The organism is Levilactobacillus parabrevis (assembly GCF_044051715.1).
Taxonomy (GTDB): Bacteria; Bacillota; Bacilli; order Lactobacillales; family Lactobacillaceae; genus Levilactobacillus; species Levilactobacillus parabrevis.
Map to the genome: position 1 here is coordinate 1,808,220 of NZ_CP168688.1, position 18,059 is coordinate 1,826,278.

At 47.9% G+C, this 18,059-nt stretch carries 17 protein-coding genes, 1 pseudogene and 1 other annotated feature; of the genes and pseudogenes, 9 read left to right on the forward strand and 9 right to left on the reverse strand.

The window, feature by feature from the left end:
- Positions 1-395 precede the first annotated feature (395 nt).
- The 5 genes from ACEPSU_RS08585 to ezrA all read right to left on the reverse strand — a co-directional run bounded on the left by ACEPSU_RS08585 (position 396) and on the right by ezrA (position 8,624).
- A complete protein-coding gene (locus tag ACEPSU_RS08585) occupies positions 396-3,062 on the reverse strand; it encodes a valine--tRNA ligase (RefSeq protein WP_395321116.1) in 2,667 nt (888 codons plus the stop codon).
- 129 nt (positions 3,063-3,191) lie between these two features.
- Positions 3,192-3,405, reverse strand: a binding site (T-box leader).
- A 23-nt stretch (positions 3,406-3,428) separates the two neighbouring features.
- Complete coding sequence (locus ACEPSU_RS08590; protein WP_020088375.1) at positions 3,429-3,938, reverse strand: peroxiredoxin; 510 nt, start codon at positions 3,936-3,938, stop codon at positions 3,429-3,431.
- Positions 3,939-4,240: 302 nt separating this feature from the next.
- Positions 4,241-5,458 (reverse strand): tRNA uracil 4-sulfurtransferase ThiI, encoded by a 1,218-nt coding sequence (thiI, locus tag ACEPSU_RS08595; RefSeq protein WP_020088376.1) that lies wholly within the window; start codon positions 5,456-5,458, stop codon positions 4,241-4,243.
- Positions 5,459-5,478: 20 nt separating this feature from the next.
- Positions 5,479-6,624, reverse strand: coding sequence for a cysteine desulfurase family protein (locus tag ACEPSU_RS08600; protein ID WP_395321117.1), 1,146 nt, complete (start codon positions 6,622-6,624; stop codon positions 5,479-5,481).
- Between the two features lie 266 nt (positions 6,625-6,890).
- Complete coding sequence (gene ezrA / locus ACEPSU_RS08605) at positions 6,891-8,624, reverse strand: septation ring formation regulator EzrA (RefSeq protein ID WP_395321118.1); 1,734 nt, start codon at positions 8,622-8,624, stop codon at positions 6,891-6,893.
- 187 nt (positions 8,625-8,811) lie between these two features.
- Between ezrA and ACEPSU_RS08610 the strand changes: the two genes are divergently transcribed.
- The 5 genes and pseudogenes from ACEPSU_RS08610 to ACEPSU_RS08630 all read left to right on the forward strand — a co-directional run.
- On the forward strand, positions 8,812-9,282 hold the full coding sequence (locus ACEPSU_RS08610; RefSeq protein WP_395321119.1) for a GAF domain-containing protein: 471 nt from the start codon (positions 8,812-8,814) through the stop codon (positions 9,280-9,282).
- Between the two features lie 198 nt (positions 9,283-9,480).
- Positions 9,481-10,086 carry a 30S ribosomal protein S4 gene (gene rpsD / locus ACEPSU_RS08615; RefSeq protein ID WP_020088380.1) on the forward strand — a complete coding sequence of 202 codons (606 nt, stop codon included), beginning with the start codon at positions 9,481-9,483 and terminating at the stop codon, positions 10,084-10,086.
- A 164-nt stretch (positions 10,087-10,250) separates the two neighbouring features.
- Positions 10,251-10,640 carry a transposase gene (locus ACEPSU_RS08620; protein WP_395321120.1) on the forward strand — a complete coding sequence of 130 codons (390 nt, stop codon included), beginning with the start codon at positions 10,251-10,253 and terminating at the stop codon, positions 10,638-10,640.
- Between the two features lie 82 nt (positions 10,641-10,722).
- On the forward strand, positions 10,723-11,643 hold the full coding sequence (locus tag ACEPSU_RS08625; RefSeq protein ID WP_056944246.1) for an IS30 family transposase: 921 nt from the start codon (positions 10,723-10,725) through the stop codon (positions 11,641-11,643).
- Positions 11,644-11,674: 31 nt separating this feature from the next.
- Positions 11,675-12,289 (forward strand): annotated as a pseudogene (locus ACEPSU_RS08630) (IS30 family transposase); the annotation flags it as partial.
- Between the two features lie 287 nt (positions 12,290-12,576).
- Here the strand turns inward: ACEPSU_RS08630 and ACEPSU_RS08635 are convergent.
- Entirely contained in the window at positions 12,577-13,068 is a 492-nt protein-coding gene (locus ACEPSU_RS08635) for a DUF2335 domain-containing protein (RefSeq protein ID WP_395321121.1), read from the reverse strand.
- Positions 13,025-13,273: a hypothetical protein gene (locus ACEPSU_RS08640; protein ID WP_260338753.1), complete on the reverse strand. Its 249-nt coding sequence runs from the start codon at positions 13,271-13,273 to the stop codon at positions 13,025-13,027. The genes ACEPSU_RS08635 and ACEPSU_RS08640 overlap by 44 nt, the downstream gene beginning before the upstream one ends.
- Before the next feature lie 193 nt (positions 13,274-13,466).
- Between ACEPSU_RS08640 and ACEPSU_RS08645 the strand changes: the two genes are divergently transcribed.
- Positions 13,467-13,667: a hypothetical protein gene (locus ACEPSU_RS08645; RefSeq protein ID WP_020088383.1), complete on the forward strand. Its 201-nt coding sequence runs from the start codon at positions 13,467-13,469 to the stop codon at positions 13,665-13,667.
- Positions 13,668-13,731: 64 nt separating this feature from the next.
- On the opposite strand, the gene ACEPSU_RS08650 is transcribed toward ACEPSU_RS08645, so the two are convergent.
- Both ACEPSU_RS08650 and ACEPSU_RS08655 read right to left on the reverse strand, forming a co-directional pair.
- Positions 13,732-14,778 (reverse strand): AI-2E family transporter, encoded by a 1,047-nt coding sequence (locus ACEPSU_RS08650; RefSeq protein ID WP_395321123.1) that lies wholly within the window; start codon positions 14,776-14,778, stop codon positions 13,732-13,734.
- Between the two features lie 89 nt (positions 14,779-14,867).
- Positions 14,868-15,467, reverse strand: coding sequence for a DUF1054 family protein (locus ACEPSU_RS08655; RefSeq protein ID WP_395321124.1), 600 nt, complete (start codon positions 15,465-15,467; stop codon positions 14,868-14,870).
- Between the two features lie 76 nt (positions 15,468-15,543).
- Here ACEPSU_RS08655 and ACEPSU_RS08660 point away from each other — a divergent pair, with 76 nt between their 5' ends.
- The 3 genes from ACEPSU_RS08660 (at position 15,544) to ACEPSU_RS08670 (ending at position 17,992) form a co-directional block, all read left to right on the forward strand.
- Positions 15,544-15,996, forward strand: a complete 453-nt coding sequence (locus tag ACEPSU_RS08660; RefSeq protein ID WP_020088386.1) for a YueI family protein — start codon at positions 15,544-15,546, stop codon at positions 15,994-15,996.
- 18 nt (positions 15,997-16,014) lie between these two features.
- Complete coding sequence (locus tag ACEPSU_RS08665) at positions 16,015-17,289, forward strand: replication-associated recombination protein A (RefSeq protein ID WP_395321126.1); 1,275 nt, start codon at positions 16,015-16,017, stop codon at positions 17,287-17,289.
- Positions 17,290-17,704: 415 nt separating this feature from the next.
- Complete coding sequence (locus ACEPSU_RS08670) at positions 17,705-17,992, forward strand: hypothetical protein (RefSeq protein WP_020088388.1); 288 nt, start codon at positions 17,705-17,707, stop codon at positions 17,990-17,992.
- The last annotated feature ends 67 nt before the right edge of the window (positions 17,993-18,059 follow it).

The window sequence follows — 18,059 nt, forward strand, 5'->3', positions numbered from 1 at the left end:
ACATAGCTTTTTTAACATTCAATTTGATTACCTCTATAAATACGGATTATCAAAGCGCTTTGACTAACGTTAACAATATCCATTGTATTCAATTGAAGAACAAATTAAAGATTATTAGGAGAAAGCTCAGTACTATAATTGCTGAACTAATTATTTCACGTATATATTTCCCGTAAACATTCATCAACTATATCTACAATTTCTATTGAGAAATTTCCAGAATTCATAAAATTAGGTGTGCTCTTCATTGAGAAAGGTTAAACATCTTGCAAACACTGACACCAATTCCAGTCTTTTTACATTAGTATTAAGTGTGGGCCAAGCTTGTGACACCGCTCAAAAAAGTCACCACTCCCCTACAGGAATGATGACTTCAGTAAACTCATATGATTGTCTTACAGTTGAGCCTTAATATCAGCCAAACGTTGTTGCGTTGCTTCCAGCTTCTTTTGGTTATCCGTTTGCTTGTCGCGTTCGGCGTTAACCACGTCTTCTGGGGCGTTAGCAACGAAGCGTTCGTTACCTAACTTCTTGGTAGCGCGTTGCACTTCAGCTGTGAACTTGGCAACTTCCTTGTCCAAACGGGCGGCTTCATCGTTCAGGTCGACCAATTCAGCTAATGGTACGGAAACTTCGGCACCAGTGATAACCGACGTCATGGCCAGCTTAGGTGCGGTCAAGTCAGCGCCAATTGCAAAGTCCTTTGGATGAACGAACCGGTCGATAAAGTCACGGTTATTTTCAAAGACGCTCTGTAACTTGGCATCGCTAGTCTTGATCTGCAGGTCGATTGGCGTAGACATTGGTGCGTTGGCTTCGGCCCGGATGTTCCGGACAGCCTTGATCAGGTCGATCAGGCTTGTCATGTCGCTTTCAGCTTCGGCATTGACAAATTCGGGGTGATCCACTGGGTAAGCGGCGGTCACTAAGGACTTGCCGTCATGTGGCATGGCTTGCCAGATGGCTTCGGTCACGAATGGCATGATTGGTTGGAGTAGGCGCAGGGTTTGGTCTAAGACGTAGGCCAATAAGTCTTGCTTAGTTGCCTTGGCAGCTTCATCATCGCCGGTCAAGACTTCCTTACTCATTTCAATATACCAGTCACAGAAGTCGTTCCAGATAAAGTTGTACAGGGAACGGCCAGCTTCACCGAATTCAAACTTGTCGAACATTTCGGTAACGTGGTTGACCGTGTCGTTCAAGCGGCTCAGAATCCACTTGTCGGTCAGGTCCCACTTATCGGCTGCGGGAACCACTGGCTTGGTATTTTCGCCCAAGTTCATGATGACGAACCGGCTGGCGTTCCAGATCTTGTTGATGAAGTTCCAAGCGGAATCCATCTTGTCGTAACTGAACCGCACATCTTGGCCCGCCGTTGAACCGGTAGACAGGAACCAACGCAAGGCATCGGCCCCGTACTTGTCGATGACGTCCATTGGGTCGATCCCGTTGCCAAGAGACTTGCTCATCTTGCGACCGTCTTCGGCCCGAATCAACCCGTGTAAGAGCACGTGTTTGAACGGCCGCTTACCAGTAAATTCAAGACTTTGGAAGATCATCCGGGAAACCCAGAAGAAGATGATGTCGTAACCGGTAACCAAGGTGTCGGTTGGGAAGTAGCGCTTGAGGTCGGCACTGTCTTCGTTAGGCCAGCCCATCGTTGAGAATGGCCAGAGGGCACTGGAGAACCAGGTGTCCAACACATCGGGATCTTGTTCCCAGTTTTCGATGTCCTTAGGGGCTTCTTCGTTAACGTAAACTTCGCCGGTCTTCTTGTTGTACCAGGCTGGAATCCGGTGACCCCACCAGAGTTGACGAGAAATAACCCAGTCATGGACGTTTTCCATCCATTGCGTGAAGGTATTTTCGAAACGTTCTGGCACGAAATCAACCGCGTTGTCGCCCTCTTGGTTCTTGATGGCTTCTTCGGCGAGTGGCTTCATCTTCACGAACCATTGCGTGGACAGCCGGGCTTCGACTTGAACCCCAGTCCGTTCGGAATGCCCAACGGAATGGACGATTGGGTCAACCTTGATCAATAACCCCTGGTCGTCCAGGTCGGCAACCATGGCCTTACGGGCGTCGAAACGGTCCATGCCAGCGTACTTGCCGGCACGATCATTCATGGAGGCGTCTTCGTTCATGGTATTGATCCGTTCGAGGTTGTGCCGATTCCCAACTAAGAAGTCGTTAGGGTCGTGGGCTGGCGTAATCTTCACCATCCCCGTCCCAAAGTTGATGTCGACGTATTGGTCGGCAATAATTGGAATTTCGCGGTTAGCTAGTGGCAAGATAACCTTCTTGCCAACTAAGTCCTTGTACCGGTCATCATCTGGGTTAACGGCAACGGCGGTATCCCCCATCATGGTTTCGGGACGCGTTGTGGCGATTTCGATGTAGTGCTTGCCGTTGAACGTGTCATCTGGATTGGCAAATGGGTACTTCACATGGTAGAAAGCACCCTTGTCGTCCTTGTGAATAACTTCAATGTCAGAAAGTGCAGTCCGGGCTTGGGGATCCCAGTTGATGATGTACTCGCCCCGGTAAATCAGGCCCTTCTTGTACAGAGCAACGAAGACCTTCTTAACAGCATCGGACAAGCCATCATCTAAGGTAAAGCGTTCACGGGAGTAATCCATGGACAACCCCATCTTGGCCCATTGCTTGTGAATGGTTGCGGCGTATTCGTCCTTCCATTCCCAAACCTTGTCGATGAATTTTTCACGACCAAGGTCGTAACGGGTAATGCCTTGTTCACGCAACCGGGCTTCAACCTTAGCTTGCGTGGCGATTCCGGCGTGGTCCATCCCTGGAAGCCAGAGTGTGTCAAAGCCTTGCATCCGCTTTTGCCGGATGATCATGTCTTGCAAGGTCGTGTCCCAGGCGTGGCCTAAATGCAGCTTCCCGGTAACATTTGGTGGGGGTAAAACGATGGAATAAGGGGTGGCTTTCTTGTCACCACTAGGTTTAAAAACATCTTCGTCTAACCAAGTTTGGTACCGGCCGGCTTCAATGGCGGTCGGGTCATACTTGGTAGGCATGTCGGTTTGCTTGTCTGCCATATGAATCAATTCCTTTCTTTTCTCTTACTGGCTAACTGTCGATCACTTAACGTTTAGCTTCGTCTTTTGCAACACCTACAACGAATCAAGTTAACTGTCGGTGAATACAAAAAGACTCCCCATCCTAAAAATTAGGACGAAGAGTCTTCGCGGTACCACCTAAATTGGGCGTTTATGCCCCACTTAACTTCTTTGTTAACGGAGAGTGCTCCGGTCTGGGCTTACTGTTGGTTCAGCCCAGCAGCTCGCAAGCTACGTTCACGTCAGGTGATTCACCGGTTTTCAGCATTCCCGGCTCTCTGAGCAATCCCCTCGACACTACTGACTTGTTCAACGCTACTTTTACATAGTCTACGCAATTTTGGCCTAAAGGTCAACACGTGGGACTAATTTTTCCAAAGCCTCGATGGCTTCCAAGTAATTCGGTTCGTCGGATTGTTCAGTGACGATTTGCCGGTAAACGATCTTACCCGCATCATCAATAATCCAGATAGACCGAGCCAAGTTGCCCAGGTTAGGAACGTACAGACCCATTTCGTAACCGAATGATAATTCTTCATCGGATAACAAGTCAACGTTTTCCACACCCTGAGCGGCACACCAGCCGGTCTGTTCAGCAATGGAATTGTTTGAGATCGTGCAGAACTTAGCTGCTGGATAGTGGTCCGCCTGTTGGGTGAACTTCCGAGTTTGCAACGTGCAAACGGGCGTTTCAAGATCCGGGACAACACTGATCAAAGTTACTTTTCCAATCAAATTTGCCGTTTTAACTTTGACATTGTTCTGATCAAACACTTTAAACTTTGGTAACTGATCTCCAACCTCTGGCGGTGTGCCAGAGAGAGTCATTGTACTGCCGAGCCGTGTTACATCCACGCAGATCAACCCCTTCAAAATATACATCGGTACTATACCGATTACTGGTTCAATTATCCCGCAACATAGGGGGTCCTGACAAGCATTTTGCTATAAAATCATGAAAAACTCACGTTTGGTCCCTCGACTGGTCGAAATTCGCTCTGACGATGCCTTATAAAAGCAATATCGATCTCTAACTAACAGCCATACTCGCATTCTGATTCCGACATCACCAAGGTTGACTCAAGCAGACCACTAGCAGATTCTTAACTAAAAAAACGCCCCAAGCGACTGCTCAGAGCGTTAAGTCTTGTTTATGATTAAAGTAATTCTGCGAAGACGTCTTCGTTTTGATTCAGGTAATTATCACCAGGACGAATCTCGGAGATGACAATGCCATCGAGGGCTTCCTTCATCAGGCCTTCAACGTCGATGTACCCTTCGTACTTCCGGGACTTTTCCAAGTCGGGGTGCGTCTTGGGTGCCGGTGGCGTGAAGATGGTACAGCAGTCTTCGTATGGCAGGATGGAAAGATCGTAGGTGTCAATATCTTCGGCAACCTTGATGATTTCCGTCTTGTCCATAGAAAGCAATGGCCGCAGGATTGGCATGGAGGTCACATCGTTGATGGCCGCCATGCTTTCCAATGTCTGTGAAGCCACTTGGCCCAGAGATTCTCCGTTGAAAATTCCCTTGGCGTGCCGCTTTTCAGCAATTGCTGCGGTCAACCGCAACATCAAGCGCCGTTGAACGGTCATCAGGTAACCTTCGGGAACTTTTTCCTTGATGGTTTCCTGAATCTTAGCAAACGGCACCTGGATGAACTGAATACCACCAGAGTACCCAGCCAACCGTGCCGTCAGTTCCTTGGCCTTTGCTAAGGCTTGTTCCGACGTGTATGGCGGACTGTAGAAGTGAATCATATCGATCTTCACCCCACGCCGTAAAGCGTAGTAGGAAGCCACTGGAGAGTCAATCCCCCCAGACAGCATCATGACGGCCTTACCACCGGTACCAACGGGTAACCCGCCGGCCCCTTGAATGGTTTCGCCAGACAGGAAGACCCCGTTCATCCGTACTTCGACCCGCAGTTCCAGGTCGGGGTGCTTCATTTTAACGGTCAGTTCAGGGATAGCCTCCAGCAACGTACTCCCCATGATCTCGTTCATCTGGTAAGTGTCGTACTGAAATTCCTTGTCTTGCCGCCGGGTGTTGATCTTAAAGGTCATCCCTGGCTTGAAGACTTCCTTGACCATGGCAATGGCCGTTTGCTTGATTTCGTCGATGTCCTTAGCGACTTTGACCGAAGGCGAGAAGTTTTCGATTCCGAAAACGCCCTTCAGCCGCTTCATAACGGCGTCTGAGTCTGCCCCATTTAGGGTGACGTGTAAACGGTCGTGTTGTGCTTTGACTTCGATACCTTCAAAGGTACCGAGCGCCTTACGCACGTTTTGGCCAAGTTGCTTGATGAAGTCTTTCTTGTTCTTACCCTTCGTCGACAGCTCGCCGTAACGGACCATGATTTCGCTGTATTCCATTGCGCGACCCCTTTCGTAAATTAATTTAATTTTGCAAATTGTGTGTAGAGTTGATCAAAAACGCGGTTGAATTCTTCGGCTTCCGCCATCGTATTGTGTTCATCCAAGGAAATCCGGACGGCGCTGGTTGCAATGCCGTCGTCGACCTTCATGGCCTGTAACGTACTGGATTCAACGTGCTTCTTCGAGGAGCAGGCACTAGTCGTGGAAATGTAAATATTGTGTTCCTCAAAGGCATGGACGATGGTTTCCCCACGAACACCGGCAATCGCAAAGCACAGAATGTGGGGTGCGAAGACGGGTAAGTCCTTAGAGAAGATCGTGACGTTCGGGAAGGTTTCCACGTGATGCAAAATGGCTAACCGAATATCGCGCTGGCGCTTCACTTTGTCGGCTTCACCATCAAGCAACAACCGTAAAGCTTTAGCCATAGCGGCGATTGCGGGCAGGTTTTCAGTCCCGGAACGCAGGTTACGTTCCTGACCCCCACCGGCCATCAGTGGTGCGATGGTCCGGCCTTGGCGTTTGTACATGAAACCAATGCCCCGTGGTGCGTGGAACTTGTGACCTGAGAAGGTTACGAAGTCCACCCGATCATTAAAGATTTTGTCGGCTAAACCCTTACCGATCCCCTGAACGGCATCGATATGCCAGTGAATCCGAGGAAAGTCCCGTAAGACGTCAGCAATTTCGTCGAGCGGTTGAACCGCACCGATTTCATTGTTAACGGCCATCGTGGACACCAGAATCGTGCTGGGTTTAATCGCAGCACGCAGGTCGGCCGCGGAGACCCGTCCGTTTTCATCAACGGGCAAATAAGTCACTTCAAAACCATCCTGTTTCAATTGTTCCATAGAGTTGTGAACGGCAGGATGTTCCACTTCGGTCGTGATCAAGTGGTTCCCAAATTCACGTTTGGCCATGGCCGTCCCCTTGATGGCCCAGTTATCCCCCTCGGTACCACCACTGGTGAAAAGAATCTCACTCAGCTTAGCGCCGACCAGGTCGGCAATCTGTTGCCGAGACTGTTCCAACAGGTTAAATGCCTGTTCACCAAACTTGTGCAAACTTGAGGGATTCCCCCAGTAATTTGCGCTTACCTTTGCATAAGTATCGACCACTTCGGGCGCTGCCTTGGTGGTCGCACTGTTATCAAAATAAATCATCCTGAACCCTCTTATCCGTTTTCTATTGGTTCGACTCCGATAGAAATTCTTTCTCATTATAAACACAATCGTTCTTTCCCACAAGCCCCCTGCTCGCAAAACTAGTGAACACTTGGCCAAACTAATGGTGAAACCCGCCGCCTACAGCTACCTCCGACTAAGCTAGCATTCACCTGCCACGCCTCCCCCATCCTGATCTGCAAGCAAGCAAAAAGCCATCATAACGGACTCATTCCGTCACAATGGCTTTCTCAGTATTATTCAGATTACTTAGTGTCGTCCGTGTCGCGCTTAGGCTTTTCCTTACCTTTACTTTGGTAATAGGCATCTTCTAAGCGTTTGTAAGACCCGGGTTCCACTTCGTCCAGCACGGTGGCAATGGTTTCCAACGCCTTGGCGTATTGATGCTTGTTCTCGAACAAGTCGGCCGCTTCCTTGCTGGCAGTGGCAACGTTCTCGTGACTGGTCTGGTAACGGTTAGCGTACTGTAACAGCTGTTCTGCCAACTCAGAACTGTCGATCAGATCATCGGTTTTCTCCTGTAACGTGTCCAAATCAGTCTGAATGATCAGCAATTGCTTGGTGATCCGTTCCATGTCGATCTGGGGTTGATCCATATCCGTTGCTAGTTGGGCCACCTCGTCACGCACAACGAAGAAGTAGTCCAGATAAGTTTGAGGAATGCCCGGAAGATTTAAGTTCTCAACTTGCCGCCGCAAACTATGTAAATCAAAATCGAATTGCTGTAAGGTGTCTCTGGCCTGCTTCTCTTCATCGGCGAGACCGGCAACGCTCTTCAAGATGTCAGCCTGTTGCTGTTCAATCTGTTCCAGGTCCTTTTGTTGCTGTTCTTGGTGAGCCAATACTTGTGAGTACGTGGCCGTCTTACCGGTCAGGTCCTGCATGTCTCGTTGATAAATACCGTCGATGCCTCGCAACTGTTCGTTAAGTTCACGCGCCGTTTCGATCTCTTGATGATCCAACGTGTAGTTTTGACTCAACCGATCGAGCTCAGCCATCAGCGCGTGGCTTTGGTTTTGCGCGTGGGCAATAAACTTTGCGACACCATCCAGATTAGCTTCAACTGGCGACTTGGCATCAATTTCCGTTTGCATCAGGTCATAAATACTATCGATTTGCGTGGCGATCCGGTCATTGACGACCTTGGCATCGTCAGGTCGTAAGTCGCCTAGCGTATCAAGGTTGGCGCTAATGTGGTCCTCGATGGTACTGATCATCTCGGGAACGTTTTGATCGCCAAAGTGATAATTATCGGCACTCAACTGTTGGTACCCACCCCGAAGTTCCTTGACTTGGTCGGGGAAGACGACCGTCAGATCCTTATACAGTGGTGGGATGGCTTTAATCAAGTCTTCCAACACAGCCGTATCATCGTGTAACTGATTCAACACATCGGCAGCCCGTTGATGGTCGCCTTCTTGCGTTAACCGTGAGAAGGTGTCAAAGTTATCTTCTAATTGACTCAACTGTTCCTCTAAGCCATCGATGCTGGGACCAAAGGCAAAGTTTTTGGCCAACAGTGTCTTCCGCAGGCCCTGATACTTCTGTTCCAATTCCTTCACGGCGGCTCGGTGTTGCTTATCGACTTCTTGGAGGTGGGTCAACTGTTCCTGAACGGACTTAATCAGTTCATCGGTCTGATCGACTAAAGTCGTAACCTTGGTGAGATTTTGCCGCAACTGAATCAAGTTGACTCCTCGCGAGTCACTTAGGAGTTGGGCCAACTGATCATCGATTCGGGTAAAGCGGTTCTCGGTGATTTCAGAGAAATCGGACTGCAAGTTTTCGTAGTCCTCTAACGATTGCCCAGTTAGGCTCAATTGCCCAACCAATTGCAGCTCATCCTTTAACGGAATGGCTTCCATCGCTTCCTTTTTCGTAGTTAGCGTCGCGACTTGGCGCCGAATCCGTAGCTGGTACACCAACAAGCCAACGTACGCGGCAATCGCAAGTATGACGATTCCTATTAGTACAATCATTTTGACCCCATCCTTCATCAACATTTCAACGTTTAAACGAGTTGTAAAATAACTCGGTTCACTTTATAATTTAATCTAATCTTGATTATAGCATAAGTGACGCACTGGCTTCACTACGTTTTCATGATTCTCTTAACCTTTCTGGCTATAATCAAACAATTAATGCTAAAACAATGGAGGCCTTTTCATGAGTGATCGTATCAATCCTTTAATTACCGAACAACTTGACGCCCTCCTATATGAGGAAACGAATCTCGTGGCGAACCTTGCCAATGCATCTGCCCTACTCAAGCAAACCCTGACGGATGTTAACTGGGCGGGCTTTTATCTGTATCAGCCTGAAACGGACGATCTGATTCTGGGACCCTTCCAGGGTAACGTTGCCTGTGTGCACATCGAAAATGGTCACGGGGTCTGTGGTACTGGCTTAGCCACGCAAGAAACCCAACTGGTCGCCGACGTCCACGAATTCGCTGGCCACATCGCCTGTGACTCCGCCAGCAACGCCGAAGTCGTGGTCCCCCTCACGCTGAGCGATGGTACTAAGCTGGGCGTCATGGATATCGACTCCCCTAGCAAGGGCCGATTCACTACTGAAGACCAAGAAGTATTGGAAGAATTCGCGCGCGTTTTGCTAAAACACATTGACAAAGCCTAGTGTTTCTGGTTATACTGGTGCTTGTGTAAAATAATGCAGCGATAAGTGGTAAGCTCGTCAACAGATTGTTGCCGTTCAATTGGTTCAGGAAGTAACCTGCGGCTGCATACGGTGAAACCTGCAAAGCAACCTGCACGAATACTAAACTTATATACAGCTTATTTTACTCCAAATAATATTTTATTGGAGGAACTATCTATGTCTCGTTACACTGGCCCAAGCTGGCGTATTTCCCGTCGTTTAGGGGTATCCCTTTCCGGCACTGGTAAAGAATTAAACCGTCGTCCTTACGCACCTGGTGATCATGGTCAAGGTCGTCGTCAAAAGTTATCTGAATACGGTACGCAATTGCGTGAAAAGCAAAAGCTCCGGTTCACTTACGGCATGACTGAACGTCAATTCTACAACTTGTTCAAGCGTGCCGGCAAGATCTCTGAAGGTACCCATGGTACTAACTTCATGATCTTACTCGAACGTCGTCTTGACAACATGGTTTACCGTTTAGGTTTGGCAACGACTCGTCGTCAAGCTCGTCAATTGGTTAACCATGGTCACATCACGGTTGATGGCAAGCGCGTTGACATCCCTTCATACGAAGTCGAAGTTGGCCAAGTTATCTCCGTTCGTGAAAAGTCTAAGGACATGGCAATCATCAAGGGCGCTGTTGAAGCCGTTGTTGGTCGTCCACAATACGTCCAATTCGACGCTGACAAGCTGGAAGGTTCCCTTACCCGCTTCCCTCAACGTGAAGAATTAGATGCAGAACTCGACGATTCACTTATCGTTGAATACTACAACCGTTAAGATTAACTTCTTGATTGGTTTGAAGAAGTCTCGCCGGTTGGCGGGGCTTTTTTTTATTACTTGAATTTACACTTTAAGTGCAACACTAATTAAATAAAGAATGGCCCATGGCCAAATTCCTGTAAAATGATGTTTGCGAAAACAATCATGAAAGGAATTTAGCCATGGACCACTACAAGCATATTACCATAGATGAACGGGAAACTATCTTTTTAATGAGGAATCATGGAAACTCACTTCGTGAGATTGCCAGCCATATCAAGAAAAGTTACTCAACCATTTCTCGAGAATTAAGCCGTAATTCTACTGGTAAATCCTATTCACCTTCGAAGGCTCAGGAGAAGTACAAACAGCGCAAAGGCAATTGTGGCAGAGTCTCTCTTTTGAGTAATCCTCAGGTGTTTGAAGTGGTGAGAGAACACTTCTGCGAAGACCTTTGGTCTCCGGAAGAAATATCGAATCGCTTGGCAGTCGAAAAGTATCCGGTGCAGATCAGTACCACGACTATTTATCGTGGGATTTTCAATGGCTTATTTGATAATGGGAGATTGTAAAATATAACCGAACACTTGTAGACAAAAAAGCCCATAGAGGCCTTTAATAGAATTACCACAACACTATCAAAGGAGAACCTCTATGAGTAAGTCTACTTTATCATTTCAAGAACGAGCTGTCATCCAAGATTGGCATGATTCCGCAAAATCACTGCGATCAATTGCGCGACACCTTAATCGGAGCGTCTCGACCATCTCTTATGAACTACATCGTTTACGGGACCAGCCATACTCTGCTACGGCGGCTCAGAATCAAACAACTTCGCGTCGCACTCAGCGGGGAAGAAAAACCAACTTGACCGCAAATCTCAATGATTTTATTACTGAGGGGATTCGTGTACGGCATCTCTCTTTTGCACAAATTGCACAATTAACCGGTGAGGCTAAGCGAAACTTCTATAATTGGTTAGCTCAGGGCCGCTTAGAAATCACCTCTGAGGAGTTGCCTGATAGAGCTATTCGTTACCAGCGTAGCCATGAAACTCGCGGTAAGGCTGCTTGTGGTCGATCAATTGAAGAGCGAACTAACAACGGTCGCAAGACGATTGGTCAGTTCGAGGCGGACACTGTTCTATCCGGGAAAAAGAAAGGTCAAGCTTTGGCCACAGTGGTTGACCGCGCCTCACGTTTAACCATCACTCGCCGTTTATCTGGACGCGATAGTGGTGCGATGAAAGCTGTATTAGTGGATATTGCTAGCTTGTTGGGAGATAACTTTAAAACCGTTACGGTCGATCATGGTAAGGAATTCGCCAAATATCAAGAATTCGAAGACGAAACGGGCAAGCTTATGTACTTTGCGCATGCCTATTCTCCTCATGAACGTGGAACTAATGAGCAACGAAACAAAATATTACGGCGTTTTGTTCCTAAAGGGCGGCCCATCGAAGATATTACTGATGAAGAACTGGTCGATATCAATTGGAAAATGAACACCATGCCATTAGAATGCTTGAATTGGCGTACACCATTAGAGGTCTTCTGGGAACAGATGAGGTTCTAATAAGTGTTCGGATAATTCTTGCAATCTCCCTAATTTATTTAAATCTGGCAGCTCTAGTGCCGTGCGCCATCTAAGGCATCACGGCAAGTCTCGCCACAATAAAGCTTATCAAGAAAAGCGAGGCAAGATTCCAATCCCCAACAAGATTCATGATCGTCCGCGAGAAGCTGACAACCGTGTAGAAATTGGTCACTGGGAAGGTGATACCGTGTTAGGCAAAAGCGGAAAGGCTTGTGTCGTTACATTGGTTGACCGAAAATCTCGTTACCTGCTTATTGGTAAAGCTGCTAAAAGAACTTCAGAAGCAGTCACGAATACTTTGAGCGACTTAATGAAGCTATGGCCTGGTAGATCGTTAACGATTACCCCGGATAGGGGTAAAGAGTTTGCCAAAGTTCAATGTTTAACTGATAAGTTTGGTACGCCCTTCTACTTTCCCGATCCTCACTCTCCTTGGCAACGAGGAACTAACGAAAATACTAACGGCTTGCTTCGCGAATATTTGCCAAAAGGAACTGACCTTGATTCAATTACTGACCGCCGGATACAAGCATATGCAGAACAAATGAATAATCGTCCCCGTAAATGTCTCGGATGGAAAACGCCTTATGAAATATTCTTTAATGTAGTGTTGCACTTAATTTGACAATTCAAGTACCAAAACTTTCAACCAACCACTAGCTACAACTGATTCCCCCCATTCTGTGGGAGATTTATAGGACAGCGTCAAAGACTATGGAGATACGCCCTTTCCATGGGAGGGGCGTTTTACTTATTCAAAAAATAAAGATCACGGTCAAGCTTATCCATCAATCACGTGTAACTGGTTGGTAAGACTCCTCTATCATCCGAATGTATGACACCATAAAAATATGCATCGCACCCTTCCAGCTAATTACGACAGCCAAGAGGGCGCGATGCATACAAACTTATTTAATTATCTTCATCATTTTTATCAGTTGAAATATCATCTTTACCTGACAAAGCATTAACCTGATCGACGAGGCTTCCTAAAAATACTAAGAAACCTCCTGCGCCAAATACTGTCCCGATAATTCTGTGATTGTTCATGATCAAGACAAATGACCCAACTAGCAGTAAAATTGTTACAAGAACTAAACTACCCAATGTAAACCATGCCAGACGCCCCCGGCGTGCCTGCCGTTTTGTTTCCAGCTTGCGACGATGCTGAGACTCTTGCACACCATTCTCAATAATCTCTTTTGCTGCCCCTGGATAAAGTTTTTCATATCCTTCAAGGATTGCTGGATGAGGTATCGGACCAGAATACATTTCCATTGTGGCAATGATTTTTTCCTGATCCTCAGAAGGTAAGTTCTCCAACTTATCAAGAATATCAGTTCTACTACCAACATTGTTTTTATCGCTTATCTTTGACTGCTTGCCTGGTAAGCTTTCTGTCATACTTGACTACCCCAAATTTCATGTCTTTACCAATCTTTTTCCAATCACTGGCAATTGCTTGCTGAGATGTCTGACTCTTTTGCGCACTTATGGTACGATTGGTAGATATTGAAAAGCCTTTGGCAATTGATCTTATCACTTTTAACGTGGCCAAGTTCGTTACTTTAGTTAGGGTGGAAACACGAAACGAATTGAAATTTTGCATACATGATTCCTCCTCACAATTTTAGTTTATTTGATTAAGATGTTATTAGCAAGTTAAGTATTTGATAAACAGCTAAAATATTATTCCCCATATGAACAGCATTTGCACGTATTTATTCAACAAGAGCATCATTGCGCCCAACCATGCAGACCGGCGTTAAAAGCTGCAGAACCTACATATTGGAGGCTTCACCATGCCCATTTTGAATCTCGTCATGAGCCTGTCATTAGTCTTAAACATTCTGCTTGGCTTGGCCGTCATTGCCTTGCTAGTCGTCTTCTTCCTGTGGCTCCGCGACCGTCACAGTAAGACGCCGAAGGTTACTAACAAAACGCTCGCCTACTACGCTGGCCTGCTCGTGATTTTCTTAATAGCAAAATTAGTCATGCACTAATGACGACAAATAAGCTGTGCATCCCCTACTTACTCGGGATGCACAGCTTATTTTCTACTCAACTTTAAGCGTGATCAGTCGGCATCGGTAACGTCTCTGGTTTCACTTTCAACTGCACGTCGAACACGTCCAGGAAGAATGCTACCAGTGGCACCCCAACGATCAGTCCCCACGCACCAAAAATCTGTTCACTCACAATTAACGTAATGAAGGTCACGAAGATTGGCAGGTTGGTGGCGTTAGCCATTAACCGTGGATGGAGGAAGTACGACTCGAACATGTGAATCACCACGACCAGCACCAACACCTCGATAACGCGGATCAGACCACCCGTGACAAAGGCAATGATGACCAATGGAATCATCGAAATTAAGACCCCAGCCACTGGAATCAAGCCCAGGAAGAAGACCATGATTCCTAGGATTAACAAGCTTGGCATCCCAATCAACCAGAGACCCAGCACCATCAAAATGGTATTGATCGTGCAAATAATCAATTGCGTTTCGATAACGGTTCCGAAAATGTGGACAAACTTCAAAACTAAGTTTCCCATCGGTACAAAGAGCCCCGAAAATCGGCTCTTGGTAAAGGCGTGCACGAACCGCTGTAATTGTGCCTTAGTCAGATTAAAGATGAAGCTGAAGAAGAACGCTAGAATCACCGTTTCAACGCCAGAACTGAAGCGTGACAGCTTTACCATCCCGCTAGACAGCATTGCCTTACCATTGCTGATGACCGTCGCATTCTGGGTCAGGTTCTTGACTAACTTGGTCAGTGACGACTCCAACTGTGGATAGGTCCGAACCAGCTCATTCAAGGTATGTGGCAGACCGGAAGCCTCGGATACCAGCGGTGGAATGATCTGGCCAAATGCTGCGACCAACACACCTAAAAACAACAGGTAGACCAGCAACGTCGACAGTAAATGATGTAGGCGCAAGTGCCGTTCAATCCCCACAATGGCCGCATTGCCTAAGTAAATGAAAATGATGGTGAACAACGCTAACGACAGAAAACCTCGAGCACACCACGCGATGATGATCAGTAAGAGTAGTGCGCCATAGTAGGCTGTCAGTGGACTCTGCCACCATTTTTTGAGTATATTTATCACAAAAATCCTCCCCGATTATGCAAGCTAGTTTTAAGACTACCCGTCCCCCGTGGGGATTGCAACCAGTCCCCACCATTTTTCTATAACGATTAAAGTCGAATCAGCTGGTCAAAGATTGGCAACAAGGCCGTCACATCGTCCCGAATCGCTTGCGCCTGCGCGGCCGGTGTTAACGTGAAGAAGGCATCCCCGCGCAGATAGTTCCGCCCCACCTGCCATTCGGCATGACGCTGTGTTTGCGTGGCCATCAGTTCCTGATAAGCCTCCCGCGTCAATGGAACGCCGGCATTCTTATCGGTATGATCACCACCGCATTCAAATCCAGCTGGCAACTGCAGCACCAGATCTTCCTTCAGACTACTCAGCAATGCCTGCCGCTCTTTGGCTTCCTGCAACACCGCCAACCAAATAAAGAACCGGTCGTCCCAGAAGCCAATCTCAATGTGTGGCAACATTTTATAGCCCCGCTTAGACGTGCTGAAAGCCACCCAGGTATCGGTCGGTGGATTCTTCGTCCGGCGCCGGTGCTGGGAAATGTGGTCATAGATTGGCATACTTAGCTTCGCGAAAACCGGTGCCAAATCAGCCACGGTTGCCGTAAACTTGGGATCAATATACGCCTGAATCTTACCTAGTCGTCCCGGCAACGTCTGGTCATCAAACACGTGAAAATCCTGGTCTTGATACATGACGAGTCCCCCTCACTGAAAGTCCCTTTGATTCCATGGTATACTAACAACACTAACTTGAAAAGAGGGATTAGACATGGCTGAAAAGAGTCAGATGGACAAACATTTACAGAATTCTACCTTTGGTGCACCGAAAGTCAATCCGGACGAGCAACGCCGCTACCTGGGAACTTTCCGGGAACGGGTGTCGTTGGCCATGACCATCGCCGAAGTCAACGACCGAAGTAATTTGGACGCCTTCGTCACTGAGATCACGGCTCATCCCGATTATCAAATCATCCTAAACGGTCACATTGCGCAGGCTGATCTCGCGCCTTATATGAAATTGGCTGCGCAACACAATCTAAAGTTTACGATTCGTAACGATATTTTCTATGGGATGGCTGCCGACGACTATGGCTTGATCATCGCCAGTGACCACGCCATCAACGACAACCCCATCACACTGGCAAAAAAGTATCCTGACCAGGCCCACACAGATACCGATACTCAGAAGAAGTCCCTACTGGATAAACTCCTGGGCAAGTAACGAAAGGAGCTTCACTTTTTGGCACAACCACTTGCTTACCGCATGCGACCACAGCGTTTAGAAGACGTGGTCGGCCAACAAGACTTGGTCGGCCCGGGCAAAATCATTGCCCGGATGGTTGCGGCAAAATTACTCTCATCTATGATTCTCTACGGACCGCCGGGCACCGGGAAGACCAGCATCGCCAGCGCGATTGCTGGATCGACCAAGTATGCCTTCCGCAAGCTAAACGCGGCGACCGATTCCAAGAAGGATCTCCAAGTCGTAGCGGCCGAAGCCAAGATGAGTGGCACCGTCATTCTTCTCTTGGATGAAATTCACCGGCTGGACAAGACCAAACAAGACTTCCTGCTCCCTCACTTGGAGAGCGGCCGAATCATTCTGATCGGTGCGACCACCGAAAATCCCTACATCAACATCAACCCAGCCATTCGGAGTCGAACGCAAATTTTCGAGGTTCATCCGTTGTCCTTAGACGACATCGAAACGGCTCTACGCCGCGCTATTACCGATAAGGAACGCGGCCTGGGTGACCTCCCGTTAGATATTGACGATGACGCCTTTCACTTCATGGCGGGGGCAACTAATGGTGACTTACGAAGTGCCCTGAATGGCCTGGAACTTGCCGCACAGTCAACACCACCTGGCGATGACGACCACATTCACATTACGCTAGAAGTTGCCGAGGCCTGCTTTCAACGCCGGGCGTTGGTTGGCGACAAAAACGGCGATGCCCACTATGATGTGATTTCGGCTTTTCAAAAATCAATTCGAGGGAGCGACACCGATGCCGCTCTCCACTACCTGGGGCAATTGGTCGCTGCGGGTGACCTGCCGTCGATCTGCCGCCGGCTCATGGTGATCGCCTACGAAGACATTGGCATGGCCAACCTACCAGCCGCGGCTCGAACCGTTCAAGCGGTCACGGCGGCTCAGCAACTGGGCTTACCCGAGGGGCGGATTCCCCTCGCCGATGCGGTCATTGAACTCTGCCTGTCGCCCAAATCCAACTCCGGAATCACTGCCATGGATGAGGCCCTGGAAGACGTGATGAACGGGCACAACGGGGCGGTCCCCGACCGATTGAAGGACGCCCATTACGCGGGGGCCAAAAAGTTAGGTCACGGTACTGCCTACCAGTTTCCTCATGACTTCCCGAATGACTGGGTCAAGCAGCAATACTTGCCGGATACTCTCCGTGACGCGCAGTACTATCATCCTAAGACAAACGGCCGTTTTGAAAGCCAATTGGCCGAACAATACGAGCGTCTGCGCCGGGCCAATCGAACGTAACGAATTGAATTTTTTATAAAAATATGCTACTATACAAGTGGTTCTAAGGTGTACGCGTTGTCTCACTACAAGTTGCCGAACAAGTAATTATAAAACGGGATTGCCTAAGGGCAGAGAAGATGACATGCCTTTTCACTTGGAAGTCAGACGCTCTGCCACGCTCTCCCCCCTGCATTTGTCATCGCGGGTCAACATGACTAGACAATTAACGGCACCACTTAGATCATCAAAAGCATTCGTGCTTTGAGGGCCATTCCATTGAATGGCCCTTTTCTTTTGGTGTCAGTGTGCTATCCTAAATAGATTGACGGTGACTGGCTCGTTGTCCAGCGCAGGTCCGCCACTCTAACGCGGCACCAACAACGGCCCATTAATCAAAAAACTAATTTTTTCAAAAAACTCAAGGAGGTCCCTCATGGTCATCACGATTCTTATGATTTGCTACACCCTACTCTCGTTTGGTATCGGCTACTTTGCTTTTAGCCATCGCCAACGGCCCTTCCTGGTCTTTCACCCGGAGGAATTTCCCAACTTAAGTCGCGTCCTCGTTATCTGTGGGTCGATTCTCATGATCATCGGTGTGCTGGCAGCCATCGCCACCATCATGAACAATACCATCTTTATTTCACTAACTTTACTAGCTGGGGTCATCGCAATCATGACTTTCCAGCTGATGCTTTTGCACTGGTTTCCAAAGCGGTAACCGTTTCCAAGTTTTCCACCTTTTTTCACCATATTGCTTTTTATTTGGCGTTAAATAACGTATGATA

Coding starts and splice junctions, on each gene's coding strand:
- ACEPSU_RS08585 (WP_395321116.1), bottom strand. CDS start 3,062: ATGGCAGACAAGCAAACCGACATGCCTACCAAGTATGACCCGACCGCC.
- thiI (WP_020088376.1), bottom strand. CDS start 5,458: ATGGAATACAGCGAAATCATGGTCCGTTACGGCGAGCTGTCGACGAAG.
- ACEPSU_RS08600 (WP_395321117.1), bottom strand. CDS start 6,624: ATGATTTATTTTGATAACAGTGCGACCACCAAGGCAGCGCCCGAAGTG.
- ezrA (WP_395321118.1), bottom strand. CDS start 8,624: ATGATTGTACTAATAGGAATCGTCATACTTGCGATTGCCGCGTACGTT.
- ACEPSU_RS08610 (WP_395321119.1), top strand. CDS start 8,812: ATGAGTGATCGTATCAATCCTTTAATTACCGAACAACTTGACGCCCTC.
- rpsD (WP_020088380.1), top strand. CDS start 9,481: ATGTCTCGTTACACTGGCCCAAGCTGGCGTATTTCCCGTCGTTTAGGG.
- ACEPSU_RS08620 (WP_395321120.1), top strand. CDS start 10,251: ATGGACCACTACAAGCATATTACCATAGATGAACGGGAAACTATCTTT.
- ACEPSU_RS08625 (WP_056944246.1), top strand. CDS start 10,723: ATGAGTAAGTCTACTTTATCATTTCAAGAACGAGCTGTCATCCAAGAT.
- ACEPSU_RS08635 (WP_395321121.1), bottom strand. CDS start 13,068: ATGACAGAAAGCTTACCAGGCAAGCAGTCAAAGATAAGCGATAAAAAC.
- ACEPSU_RS08640 (WP_260338753.1), bottom strand. CDS start 13,273: ATGCAAAATTTCAATTCGTTTCGTGTTTCCACCCTAACTAAAGTAACG.
- ACEPSU_RS08645 (WP_020088383.1), top strand. CDS start 13,467: ATGCCCATTTTGAATCTCGTCATGAGCCTGTCATTAGTCTTAAACATT.
- ACEPSU_RS08655 (WP_395321124.1), bottom strand. CDS start 15,467: ATGTATCAAGACCAGGATTTTCACGTGTTTGATGACCAGACGTTGCCG.
- ACEPSU_RS08660 (WP_020088386.1), top strand. CDS start 15,544: ATGGCTGAAAAGAGTCAGATGGACAAACATTTACAGAATTCTACCTTT.
- ACEPSU_RS08670 (WP_020088388.1), top strand. CDS start 17,705: ATGGTCATCACGATTCTTATGATTTGCTACACCCTACTCTCGTTTGGT.